The organism is Amorphus sp. 3PC139-8, assembly GCF_040750475.1.
Lineage (GTDB): Bacteria > Pseudomonadota > Alphaproteobacteria > Rhizobiales > Amorphaceae > Amorphus.
This window is the reverse complement of the sequence record NZ_JABJVY010000011.1, coordinates 1-12307: the sequence shown is the minus strand read 5'-3', so window position 1 is coordinate 12307 and position 12307 is coordinate 1. Positions and strand designations below refer to the sequence as shown.

The following is a 12307-nucleotide window of genomic DNA, read 5'->3' as shown; positions in this document are numbered from 1 at the left end:
GGACGTTCGTTACGGCAGGCCGCAAGCACGCCGAGCGGACCGGTTGGCCCCTGGCCTCGCGCCCGCGGACCCGGCCGGTTGGCGACGAGCTCGACGGCCTGCTCGGTATGGAACACACCCGTCTCTGGGAAGCGTTCCTTGTATATTTCCGTCAGCTCCGCAAGCGCCCGATGTACCGCTTGCGTGTCGGGAGAGGGAGGAACATCCATTAGAGGCTGTTGTGAACAACACAGCCTCCATTCCAGGTTCATGATGGCCTCTAGACCCGCTCCGCTTTTCTCGGGCTCGCGGAGCGCGTCTAAATTATTGTTTCGACGCGCTTCCGAACGGCCAACCGGTTTCCATTTGACCTAGTCCGGCAGCGACAGTCGGGCGAAGGCGTAGGGCAGGAGTTCGCTGATGGTGGTTTCCAGCACCGTGTCGAGCCCGCTGTCGCAGCACAGGATGCGGACATCGGCGTCGGGCTTGGTGAACTCGGCGATCATCTGCCGGCAGCGCCCGCACGGAGTGATGGGACCGCTCTTCTGGGAATGGCCGGAGGTCGGTAGCCCGACGATCGCAACGGTCTGCAGCTCGCGTTCGCCGGCCGTGTTGGCGGCGGCGAGTGCCGCAGCTTCCGCGCAGATCGTCATGCCGTAGGACGCATTCTCCAGATTGGAGCCGACAAAGACCGCGCCCGACGCGGTCGCCACGGCCGCGCCCACGGCGAAGTGGGAGTAGGGCGCATAGGCTGCGTCGGCTGCCGTCAAGGCGGCCCGGCACAGCGCCTGGTCGGCGGCCGAGAGCTCGTCGAACGGCACGCCGGCGCCGGCGTCGGACGTCTCCTCGCTCACTCTGCCGCCTGCGCCGGCCCGTAGCCGTGCGTTTCGTTGAGGACATGGATCAGGTCGACGGCGCTGTCGGCGATCACCGTGCCCGGCGGGAAGATCGCCTTGGCGCCGGCCTTGTAGAGCGCGTCATAATCCTGGGGCGGGATCACGCCGCCCACCACGATCAGGATGTCCTCGCGGCCCTCGTCGGCAAGCGCCTTCTTCAGCGCCGGCACCAGCGAGAGGTGACCGGCGGCAAGCGACGACACGCCGACCACGTGCACGTCGTTTTCCACCGCCTGGCGGGCGCATTCTTCCGGTGTGGCGAACAGAGGGCCGATGTCCACGTCGAAACCGAGATCGGCGAAGGCCGAGGCGATCACCTTCTGGCCCCGGTCGTGGCCGTCCTGGCCCATCTTGGCGATCAGGATGCGCGGCCGGCGGCCGTCATTCTCCTCGAACTGTTCGACCAGTTCCTGAACCTTCTGGATCTTGTCGGCCATGCGCCCGCTCTCCCGCTTATAGACGCCGGAGATCGTCTTGATCTCCGCCTTGTGGCGCCCGAACACGGTCTCCATGGCATCGGAGATCTCGCCCACGGTGGCCTTGGCGCGGGCGGCGTCGATCGCGAGCGCCAAAAGGTTGCCGTTGCCGGCCGCACCCTGGGTGAGGCGCTCCAGCGCCGCCTTGGTCGCGCTTTCTTCGCGCTCGGCGCGCAGCCTCTCCAGCTTTTCGATCTGGCGGGCTCGTACGGCCGCGTTGTCGACCTTCAAAACCTCGATCTCGGCTTCAGACGTGGCCCGGAACTTGTTGACGCCGACCACGGTCTGGGCGCCGGAATCGATCCGGGCTTGGGTCTTGGCGGCGGCTTCCTCGATCCGAAGCTTGGGGATGCCCTCTTCGATCGCCTTCGCCATGCCGCCGAGGCTCTCCACCTCCTCGATATGGGTCATGGCGCGTTGGGCGAGATCGGCGGTGAGCCGCTCGACATAGTAGGAGCCGCCCCAGGGATCGATCGGGGTGGTGGTGCCGCTTTCCTGAGCCAGCAGGATCTGGGTGTTGCGCGCGATCCGGGCGGAGAAATCGGTCGGCAGCGCCAGCGCTTCGTCCAGCGCGTTGGTGTGCAGCGATTGGGTATGGCCCTGGGTGGCGGCCATCGCCTCCAGGCAGGTGCGCACCACGTTGTTGTAAACGTCCTGGGCCGTCAGCGACCAGCCGGACGTCTGGCAGTGCGTCCGCAGCGAGAGCGACTTCGGCGACCGGGGCGAGAAGTTCTCGCCCATCAGCTTGGCCCACAAGAGCCGGCCGGCGCGCAGCTTGGCGATCTCCATGAACACATTCATGCCGATCGCCCAGAAGAAGGACAGCCGGGGCGCGAAGGTGTCGATCGGCAGGCCGGCGGCGACGCCGGCGCGGGCATATTCGATGCCGTCGGCGAGCGTGTAGGCAAGCTCCAGGTCCGCCGTCGCGCCGGCTTCCTGCATGTGGTAGCCGGAAATCGAGATGGAGTTGAACTTCGGCATATGCTCCGACGTGTAGGCAAAAATGTCGGAGATGATCCGCATCGATGGCTTCGGCGGATAGATGAAGGTGTTGCGGACCATGAACTCCTTCAGAATGTCGTTCTGAATGGTCCCGGTCAGCTTCTCCTGAGCGACGCCCTGTTCTTCCGCGGCGGCGATGAAGAGCGCGAGCACGGGCAGAACGGCGCCGTTCATGGTCATCGACACGCTCATCCGGTCGAGCGGGATGCCGTCGAACAGGGTGCGCATATCGTAGATGGAATCGATCGCGACGCCGGCCATTCCGACATCGCCGCCGACCCGGGGATGATCGGAATCGTAGCCGCGATGGGTGGCAAGGTCGAAGGCGACGGAGAGCCCCTTCTGGCCTGCGGCGAGGTTGCGGCGGTAGAAGGCGTTGGAATCTTCCGCCGTCGAGAAGCCGGCATATTGGCGGATGGTCCAGGGCTGCTGGACATACATGGTCGGGTAGGGGCCGCGCACAAACGGCGGCAGCCCGGGATAGGTCTCCACGAAGCCGAGCGCGGCCCGGTCGTCGGGGCCGTAGACCGGCTTCACGTCGATCTCTTCCGGGGTGCGCCAAGGTTCGGCGTCGGAGGTCGGTGCCACGGTCTTCGGAGCGGACCATGGGATCTCGGAGAAATCGGGAACGGCCGTCATGGGCGCTGTCCTTCCTGAAAAGGCCCACCGTCTCGAGCCTTTCGATATCTTATCGTCTCAAATTCGAGCGTGGCCCGCAATTCGCGGGGCGTCTCTCAAACCGTCATCCCAAACGCGCGCTGGACGTCTTCGAGAGCGGTCACGAGATCGAGACCGACATGGAGGAAACCATCCACCCCGGCGGCGCGGAGGTCGGCTTCCGCCTCGCCGGGTTTACCGGCGAGATAGATGCGCGAGATGCCGGCGGCCTTGAGGGCGCGCGCGGTATCTGCCGCCATCTCGCCATAGCGCTCATCGGAGCCGGCCAAGCAGACGAGGCGGACACCCGCGGTCGTGGCCGCTTCCGCGGCGTCGTCCGGGGTCGGCAGGGTCGCCGCTGCCGAGGTCAATAGACCGCCGGCCTCGAACACCGCTTTGACCCAGGCGGCTCGGGCGGAATTTTCCGCAAGCGGCCCGAGACCCGCGATCAGGACGGTGCGATCGATCGGCTCGCCGATTGTCTCCGCGCGGTCGCGCAGGGCCTCGAACGGTTCGGCAAGCCGCGTCGGCGAAAGGGCCGGGGCGTCGGCGATGCCGCCGGTGCCTTTCGCGCCGGCGCCGAGATCGGCAAGGCGGGCACCCTTCGTCGCGGCGGCCACCAGCGCGGCAAAAGCCTGGCCGCCGCCTTCCGCGGGCAGGTCCAGCGGCTCGGCCGGGGCCGCGTCGGGCGCCGGCCCGGGGGCGGGTAGTACCTCGACGGCGCGGTCCGGCGTCAAGGGGAACTCCGAGGTGCCGACGATCGGCACCAGGCGACGGCGGACGGCCTTCTCGCGCTGGTCGCGCTTGGCAATGATTTCGCCTTGCCACCACCCGGAGGCGAGCGCGTTCGGCAGGCCGCCCTTGCGCTCGATCTCGCGCATCAGCTCCCACGCTTTTTCCGCCAGCGCCTCGGTGCGCGTTTCCACGCCGCCGGAACCTGCCGCCGGGTCGATCACCCGGTCCACATGGCTTTCCTCAATCAGCATGGTGTGGGTATTGCGCGCGAGCCGTCGCGCGAAGCCGTCCGGCAGACCGACGGCTTGCGTGAACGGCAACACCGTCACGGAATCGGCGCCGCCCACGCCGGCGGCAAAGGCGGCGATCGTGGTACGCAGGAGGTTGGTGTAAGGGTCGTAGCGGGTCATCATCCGCCACGAGGTTTCGGCATGGATATGGGCCGGAACGGACGCAGCTCCGCACTCGGCGGCGACCTTCTCCCAAAGCTTGCGCAGCGCGCGGAGCTTGGCGATGCCGGCGAACTGGCCCTGGTCGACCGAAACCGCAAGCCCGATCCGGCTGAGAGCGGCCTCGACCGACAGTCCGCCGTCGACGAAGGCCCGGAGATAAGCGAGCGCGGAGGCAAGCGCCGAGGCGAGCTCCTGAGCGTCGCTGGCGCCGGCATTGTGGAACGGTCGGCCGTCGGCGAGAAAGACAGGGCTCTTAAAGCCACGGTTCGCCATGGCCAAGGCCGTGTCGCCGCTGCGCCGGGCGACCGCCCCCCAGGAGGCCGACAGCTTGCCGGCCGCCGCCATCGCTCCCAGCGGGTCGAGGCCGAAATGGATCTCCGCCTGGGCCGGGTCGTCGCCGCGCCGGTCGACCAGGGCGGCGGCAAGGGCGGCGAGGCCGCGCCCGGCGCCGCCGGCCTCCAGCCGGATCGGCGCCATGTCGAGATGGACGCCTTCCAGCACGCGGTCGAGATCGTCGACGGTGGCAATCCGCACGCCTGCGCCATAGGCGCCGGGCGCGCCGGGAAGGACGAGGGTCAGCCCGGACGCCCCGGTTTCCAGCTCGGCAAGCGCAAGCTCGTTGGCATCGGCCGCCTCCGCCAAATCGATCCGCTGCACGGCGGCCCAGGGCGCGGCTCCGGCGCGGCCGGCCGGGATGGAGGTTGCCGGCGGATAAAGCGGCGCCAGCGTGATGCCGTCGTCGGTGGTTTTCACGAGGCTATCGAACGGGCGGCCCTTCAAGGCCTTGTCCACCGCGGCGCGCCAGGCGGCCTCGGTCGCGTTCTCGTCGGGGCTGAACAGCTTGGTGTCGTCCACGGCGGGTCAAGGTCCTCCACGAATGTGTGCGTCTCTTATGAGGATATGCACGTCCATTCGGCAAGACCAGGATGTCGCGCCATGATCTCACTCAACCCCGCCGAGCGGAACTCGCGAGCGGGTCGTTATTGGTATCCCAGGGTCCGTGGCGTTTCGTATGCCGGCGATCTACAGCGACGCAACCACGACGACGACCATCGCGATCATGGCCACGATCTGGGTGAAGTAGAAGGCGAAGCGCACGAAGATCACCGGATCGGTCTGTTCCAGCGCGATATGAACGGCGCTTTGGGCGATGCGCGCTCCCAAGACGACGAGCGCCAGCGCGCTCAGAAGCGGCGAACCGAGCCCGATGCGATCGATCGTGTAGACGATGACGCCGAAGACCGGCAGATTCTCGATACAGTTCATGTGAGCCCGCATCGCGCGGGGATAAAGGCCCGTTCCGGCGTCGGGGTCGGCGGTCCAATGGCTGATGCGCGTGCGGCCCGTCAGGATGCGGCTCCAGCGATAGACGCCGACCGTGGCGAACAGGATGAGCAGGGTCCAGACGGCGAAGCCCAGAAGCGCCATGAGAGGGATGGTCATCGGTTTCCTGCCTGATCCTCTTTGCGGCTCGACGCGACGAAACCATTTGGTTGGAACAGGTACGATGCGTCGGTGCGAACGGTCTTGGCGCAGTCAGGGCCGCAAAGCCAAGCGGCGACCTTTCCAGACTGGAAACGTCAGGAGGACCGGACGGTGGATGATACAAGGCCCGCAACGGTCTATGACGGCGCGTTGTCGGAAGAGCTGCGCCGGACGCTGCGCGCGGACGTTCAGGAACAGATCATCGAATGCCTGAACCGGTTCTATGCGTTGGAAACCGCGATGTGGGGCAAGCCCGTCGACGCCCTGATCGTCCGCACCGTGGTACAGGGCCGGCTGCAGAACAAACTCTATGATCTCAGCGCGCTTGCCGACGTGCTGGAGCTGCCGGTGGGGACGGTCCACAGGAAGGTCGCGGACCTTGTCGAGGCCGGCTATCTGCATCGCGAACGCAAAGGGAAGTCGGTATATCTCGCCCCAACCGACGAGACGTGCGGGTCGTTCGACCGTTCCTTCGACGAAATGGTCGAGACTTTACGCCGATTATATCACGGAAGCGCGATTTAGAGGCTATCAGGGACTAACAGCCTCTAGGAGGCGGGCGGTAAGTCGGCGTGGATTTTCCGCAAAGATCGCGATGGCTGCGGGGCATCGAGACCCGAAACCACCGTGAGCTTCGTTTTGTCGAGATAGAATGCTCGGATCCGATCAGACGAACTGGGAGAGGCCCGGGAATTTCTGCACGATCTGATCGACCAGTTCGTCGCCGGCATATTTGCGCGAGAAGGCGACGAATTCTTTAACCACCGTCTGGATCTGACCCATGTCGAGGCCGGCGGCCGTCATCTGGTTGAAGGCGGCCATGGCGCCCATACCGCCGCCCATCAGGCCGCCGAGCCCGCCGAGCACGCCGCTGCCGCCGGCTTCCCCGTGTTCTTTCACCATGTGCTCGGCGCCGGGTAGCTTGTCGATCAGCTCCTTGCTTTCCTTGGGGCCCTCATTTGCCAAGAGGGTGACGACGATCGAGATCGCCTTTTCGGCGGTGCCGCGGGTCATTCCCGTCTTCTCGACGATGATATCGATCAGTTCGTCCATCTCGCCGCTCCTTCAGCGCGTGTCAGCCTCTAGGGTCAGGACCCTAAACCGGCTGCAGATAGCCACAAACACCTGGACCGGAACAAGGCCCGATCGCTCCGGTGCGGCCGAAAGTGTCGCGCAAGCCCGGCCCGGCGCAACACGCTGGCCATGAATGGCGATTGAGGCGCAGATGACCGCTCCCTATAACGTCACGACGGGGCGGGAGCCGGGACGGGACCGAGATGATTCTGCGCGATGACGGCGTTTTTCTGGGGACGAGCGTAAAGCCCGAATATCTGCTCTTGAAGCGCGCCAACCGGCACGGGCTGATCACCGGCGCCACAGGAACCGGCAAGACCGTCACGCTCCAGATCCTTGCCGAGGGCTTTTCGCGGGCCGGCGTTCCGGTGTTCTGCGCCGATATCAAGGGCGATCTTTCCGGCATCGCCGCCGCCGGAAGCCCGAAAGATTTCCTCCTGAAGCGGGCCGCCGAGATTGGCCTTGCCGATGACTATGCGTTCGCGCCGACCCCGGTCGCGTTCTGGGATCTGTTCGGCGAGCAGGGCCATCCGATCCGCACGACGGTGTCGGAGATGGGGCCGCTCCTGCTGGCGCGGTTGATGGATTTGAGCGAGGCCCAGGAAGGTGTGCTCAATATCGTCTTCCGGCTGGCCGACGATCAGGGCCTCCTGCTCCTGGATCTGAAGGATTTGCGTGCGCTGGTCGCCCATGTCGGCGAGCAGGCCAACGAGCTTTCCCGGCTTTACGGAAATGTCTCGAAGGCGTCGGTCGGCGCGATCCAGCGGCGGCTTCTGGTGCTGGAGGAGCAGGGTGGCGACGCCTTCTTCGGCGAGCCGGCGCTTGCCATTTCCGACCTGATGCGCACCGATCCGCAAACCGGTCATGGCGTCGTCAACGTGCTGGCCGCCGACAAGCTGATGACGAGCCCGCGCCTCTACGCGACGTTCCTGTTGTGGCTTCTGTCGGAGCTGTTTGAGGAGATGCCGGAGGCCGGCGATCCCGATAAGCCGAAGCTCGTGTTCTTCTTCGACGAGGCCCACCTTTTGTTCGACGAGGCGCCGAAGGCGTTGCTGCAGAAGGTGGAGCAGGTGGTCCGCCTGATTCGATCCAAGGGTGTGGGTGTCTATTTCGTCAGCCAGAGCCCGCTCGACGTGCCGGAGGAGGTGCTGGGCCAGCTTGGCAATCGGGTGCAGCATGCGCTGAGGGCGTTTACGCCCAAGGACCAGAAGGCGGTCAAGGCGGCGGCGGACACCTTTCGGCCGAATCCGGACCTCGACACGGCCCGGACCATCATGGAACTCGGCGTTGGCGAGGCGCTGGTGTCCACCCTCGACGGCAAGGGAATTCCCTCCGTGGTCGAGCGCACGCTGATTCGCCCGCCCTCGGGTCGGCTCGGTCCGATCGCCCTCGCGGAGCGTCGGACAATCCTGGCGGCAAGTTCGTTCGCGGCGAAATATGACACGGCGGTGGACCGCGTCTCGGCCTACGAGATCCTGACTCAGAAGGCGGAAGCGACGGTGAAGACCGTCGAGGAAGGAACCGTCGCACCGGAGCCGGACCAACCGGAAGGGATGCGCGAAGCCGAGGCTGGAGGGTTCTTTGGGGGCATGCTGGATTCCCTGTTTGGAACGGGATCGGAGCGCAGCGGACGGCTTACCACCTCTCAACGGGTGGCCCGTAGCGTGGCGCGCACGATTTCCAACCAGGTCGCCGGCGAGATCGGTCGCCAGATCGGCGGACGAACCGGCTCCAGCGTGTCGCGCGCCGTCGCTCGCGGGGTGTTGGGCGGCCTGTTGCGGCGGTAAGTCGCACAAGGGGCGGGGCCCCGCGTTGAAATCTAGCCCGGTACAATTCAGGGATTTGGGGCAGCAGGGAGCGGAACCTGATCGCGGCAGGCCGAGTTGACTTGGCAGTCAATGTCCCAGACCGGAGCGTAAAATGCGCACGATCCTGATGCTGTTCGTGGTGATTGCAGCCGTACTCGGCATCGTGATGCTCGGGCTCGCCATTCGCAACGGCGGTTTCGAGCAAGCCGGGCAGACGGTCGATCGCCAGGTCAGCGAGGCGGGGGACGACGCGCGCGACGCTCTGGAGCAAGCCGGCGATGCGGTGGAGCGCGCCACCGACCGAGCGACGGAGCCGGCCGCGCCCGCCGAATAGGAGGCCGGCGGCAAGCCGCTTGCATTCGCTTCAAGCCATCTCTCAAGCCACCTCGACAAAACAGGAAATTCCCGTTTCGCGACCGTGCCTGTCCGGTTGCCCTCGACGTGCATTCCGCGTCATATGGGGCGACCGATCGTGACGGACGATCGAACATCCGAACGGGATTTTCATGAGCCTCGACGCCGTCCTCGCCCGCATCGACCGCGATCTCGACCAGAGCCTGGAGCGCCTGTTCGCGCTGTTGCGAATCCCGTCGATCTCCACCGATCCCGCCTATGCCGACAATTGCCGCGCGGCGGCCGACTGGTTGGCGGCGGAGCTCTCCGGTCTCGGTTTCTCCGCAAGCGTGCGCCCGACCGAAGGGCATCCGATGGTGGTCGCGCACTATCCCGAGCGCGACGGGACGGATAACCGCGTCCTGTTCTACGGACACTATGACGTTCAGCCGGTCGATCCGCTCGAGCTTTGGCAGAGCGACCCGTTCGAGCCGCGCATCGCCACCCGCGACGACGGTTCCAAGATGATCGTTGCGCGCGGCGCGGCCGACGACAAAGGCCAGCTCATGACCTTCGTGGAGGCGGCGCGAGCCTGGATTGCGGAAACCGGCGGCCTGCCGGTGGCGGTCACGATCCTGTTCGAGGGCGAGGAGGAGTCCGGCTCCAAGAGTCTGGGACCGTTCCTGGAGGCCAATGCGGACGAGTTGAAGGCGGGTGCGGCGCTCGTCTGCGATACCGGCATGTGGGACAAGGACACTCCGGCAATCTCCACCTCGCTGCGCGGGCTCGTCACGGAAGAAGTCACCGTGACCGCCGCCGACAAGGATCTGCATTCCGGCCTCTTCGGGGGTGCGGCGCGCAACCCGAATCATGTGCTGGCGAAGATCCTCGCCGATCTGCACGACGCCGGTGGGCGGGTGACGGTCCCGGGCTTCTATGAAGGGGTGGCGGAGTTGTCCGACGAGGTTCGTCGCCAGTGGGAAGGGCTCGATTTCTCCGCCGAAGAGTTCCTGGGTCAGGTTGGGCTGAAACTTCCCGCCGGCGAGAGCGATCGTAGCGTTCTGGAGCAGATCTGGGCGCGGCCGACGGTGGAAGTGAACGGCATGATCGGCGGCTACACCGGCGCCGGCTTCAAGACCGTGATCCCGTCCAAGGCTTCGGCGAAGGTTTCGTTCCGGCTGGTCGGCGACCAGGACCCGAAGACGCTCGTCGAGGCCTTCCACGATTTCGTGCGGGCGCGCATTCCCGAAGACTGCTCGGTCGAGTTCGAAAGCCATGGCGCGAGCCCGGCGCTGCGCATACCGGCCGACAGCCCGGTGCTCGCCAAGGGAAAGACCGCGCTGCAGGACGAATGGGGTGTGGAGCCGCTGATGATCGGTATGGGCGGCTCGATCCCGATCGTCGGCGCCTTCCGCGAGCGGCTTGGCATGGACACGCTGCTGGTCGGCTTTGGGCTCGATGATGACCGCATTCATTCGCCCAACGAAAAATATGAGATGTCGAGCTTCCACAAAGGGATCCGGTCCTGGGCGCGGATCCTTGGCGAGCTGGCGAACTGATCGGTCCCACGGTCGATGCGGCCGTGAACAGGGGAGATGGGGTCATGGCGAATTTGGACGTTGAGAAGACGGCGCGCGCGGTCTTCGGAGATCTGCACCGCAAGTGGGGGTGGTTGCTCGCGCTCGGCATCCTGATGGTGGTGCTCGGCGCGGTCGGGCTGGGCATGACCTATTGGCTCACCGTGTTCGCGGTGATCTGGTTCGGCATTCTGTCGTTCATCGGCGGCATCGCTCAGCTTTTTGACGCCTTCAAGCACAAGGGCTGGAAGTCCACCGCCTGGCACGTGCTGATCGGTCTCATCTATCTCGCCGCCGGCGTGATCATGGTCGGCGACCCGGTGATCGCGGCGGGCTATCTGACGCTCTTCATCGCCGCCGCGCTGATCGTCGTGGGCGTGATGCGGATCATCATGGCGTTTCAGGTCAAAGGCGGCTGGGCCTGGCTCTGGCTCGCCTTCGCCGGGGCGATCTCGATCCTGCTCGGCGCCATGATCTACGCCCAGTGGCCGATTTCGGGCGTCTGGGTGATTGGCCTGTTCGTGGCGATCGATCTGATCTTCCACGGCTTCGCCCTGATTTCGATTGCGTTCGCGGCCCGCGCGCTGCCGGACGACACCGGGAAGGGCGGTACCCGGGCCTAAATTGGTCCACCGAGCCGCCTGCGGGCGGCTCGTTCGAGAGGGAGGTTCGGTCCATGTGGCCTGACACACGCCTTCTGGAGCGGTTGGCGATCGAGGTTCCGATCCTTCAGGCGCCGATGGCCGGCGCCAACGGGTCGGCCATGGCCGCCGCCGTCAGCGCGGCCGGCGGTCTCGGCAGCCTGCCATGCGCAATGTTGTCGCCGGAGAATATCCGGGAAGAGGTCGCCGCAATCCGGGCGATCACGGACCGGCCGTTCAACCTGAACTTCTTTTGCCATACGCCGACGCCCGCGACCGACGCGGCGCTCGCCACCTGGAAGGCGCGGCTTCGGCCCTACTATGCGGAGTTGGGGGTGGATCCGGAGGCGCCGGTTTCGGCGCCGAACCGGGCCCCTTTCGACGCGGATGCCGCGGCCCTCGTGGAAGAATTGCAGCCGGCCGTGGTGAGTTTTCACTTCGGCCTGCCGGAACCGGGGCTGCTGGACCGGGTCAAGGCGGCCGGCGCCACGGTGCTGTCGTCGGCGACAACGGTGGCCGAAGCCGCCTGGCTGCAGGCCCACGGGGCCGATGCGATCATTGCCCAGGGTGTCGAAGCCGGCGGTCATCGCGGCCTGTTTCTGGATGACGCAGTCGCCTCCCAGGTCGGCACGATTGCGCTCACGCCGCAGGTCGTGGATGCGGTCGAATTGCCGGTGATCGCGGCCGGTGGAATTGCCGACGGACGCGGGGTTGCCGCCGCCTTCATGCTGGGCGCGTCCGCTGTTCAGCTCGGCACGGCCTATCTGTTCACGCCGGAGGCGACGATATCCAGGCTGCATCGGGCCGCGCTCTCGGCGGCGTCGGCCGAGGATACCGCGCTCACCAACGTCTTTTCCGGCCGGCCGGCCCGCGGCATCGTCAATCGCGTCATGCGCGAGGTCGGGCCGCTCGCCGCCGAAGTCTCGCCGTTTCCGACCGCCGGCGGCGCGCTCGCCCCGCTGAAGGCGGCCGCCGAAGCCAATGGATCGGCTGACTTTTCGTCGCTCTGGTCGGGGCAGGGAATGGGGCTCGCCCGCGAGATGGGGTCCGGCGAGCTGACCCGCGCGCTCGCGGAGGCGGCAAAGGTCCGGCTTTCCGAGAGGGCCGTCAATTGAGCGGGATGAGGAAAAGTGGGCACCGGTTTTCCGCCCGCATCCCGCTCTCATTTGAAAGAGCGATCAACTCATCCCTT

General features: G+C 66.2%; 11 protein-coding genes. 6 read left to right on the top strand and 5 right to left on the bottom strand.

What is annotated here, in order from left to right; genetic code table 11:
- Positions 1–350 precede the first annotated feature (350 nt).
- The 4 genes from HNS03_RS11945 to HNS03_RS11930 form a co-directional block, all read right to left on the bottom strand.
- A complete protein-coding gene (locus HNS03_RS11945) occupies positions 351–833 on the bottom strand; it encodes a cytidine deaminase (RefSeq protein ID WP_367195550.1) in 483 nt (160 codons plus the stop codon).
- Positions 830–2992 carry a methylmalonyl-CoA mutase gene (scpA, locus tag HNS03_RS11940; protein ID WP_367195549.1) on the bottom strand — a complete coding sequence of 721 codons (2163 nt, stop codon included), beginning with the start codon at positions 2990–2992 and terminating at the stop codon, positions 830–832. Before scpA ends, HNS03_RS11945 begins: the two co-directional genes overlap by 4 nt.
- A 95-nt stretch (positions 2993–3087) precedes the next feature.
- Positions 3088–5052, bottom strand: a complete 1965-nt coding sequence (locus tag HNS03_RS11935) for a methylmalonyl-CoA mutase family protein (RefSeq protein WP_367195548.1) — start codon at positions 5050–5052, stop codon at positions 3088–3090.
- A gap of 168 nt (positions 5053–5220) precedes the next feature.
- Complete coding sequence (locus HNS03_RS11930) at positions 5221–5640, bottom strand: MAPEG family protein (protein ID WP_367195546.1); 420 nt, start codon at positions 5638–5640, stop codon at positions 5221–5223.
- 153 nt (positions 5641–5793) lie between these two features.
- On the opposite strand from HNS03_RS11930, the gene HNS03_RS11925 reads away from it, so the two are divergent.
- Entirely contained in the window at positions 5794–6207 is a 414-nt protein-coding gene (locus HNS03_RS11925) for a helix-turn-helix domain-containing protein (RefSeq protein WP_367195545.1), read from the top strand.
- Between the two features lie 141 nt (positions 6208–6348).
- On the opposite strand, the gene HNS03_RS11920 is transcribed toward HNS03_RS11925, so the two are convergent.
- Positions 6349–6735 carry a DUF2267 domain-containing protein gene (locus tag HNS03_RS11920; protein ID WP_367195543.1) on the bottom strand — a complete coding sequence of 129 codons (387 nt, stop codon included), beginning with the start codon at positions 6733–6735 and terminating at the stop codon, positions 6349–6351.
- A gap of 224 nt (positions 6736–6959) precedes the next feature.
- On the opposite strand from HNS03_RS11920, the gene HNS03_RS11915 reads away from it, so the two are divergent.
- The 5 genes from HNS03_RS11915 (at position 6960) to HNS03_RS11895 (ending at position 12230) form a co-directional block, all read left to right on the top strand.
- Complete coding sequence (locus HNS03_RS11915; RefSeq protein ID WP_367195541.1) at positions 6960–8543, top strand: helicase HerA-like domain-containing protein; 1584 nt, start codon at positions 6960–6962, stop codon at positions 8541–8543.
- A gap of 133 nt (positions 8544–8676) precedes the next feature.
- A complete protein-coding gene (locus HNS03_RS11910; RefSeq protein ID WP_367195540.1) occupies positions 8677–8898 on the top strand; it encodes a hypothetical protein in 222 nt (73 codons plus the stop codon).
- Between the two features lie 172 nt (positions 8899–9070).
- Positions 9071–10456, top strand: coding sequence for a dipeptidase (locus tag HNS03_RS11905; RefSeq protein WP_367195539.1), 1386 nt, complete (start codon positions 9071–9073; stop codon positions 10454–10456).
- A gap of 44 nt (positions 10457–10500) precedes the next feature.
- Entirely contained in the window at positions 10501–11097 is a 597-nt protein-coding gene (locus HNS03_RS11900) for an HdeD family acid-resistance protein (protein ID WP_367195538.1), read from the top strand.
- A gap of 53 nt (positions 11098–11150) precedes the next feature.
- The gene (locus tag HNS03_RS11895) at positions 11151–12230 is read left to right on the top strand and encodes an NAD(P)H-dependent flavin oxidoreductase (RefSeq protein WP_367195537.1); all 1080 of its coding nucleotides are present in this window, start codon (positions 11151–11153) and stop codon (positions 12228–12230) included.
- The last annotated feature ends 77 nt before the right edge of the window (positions 12231–12307 follow it).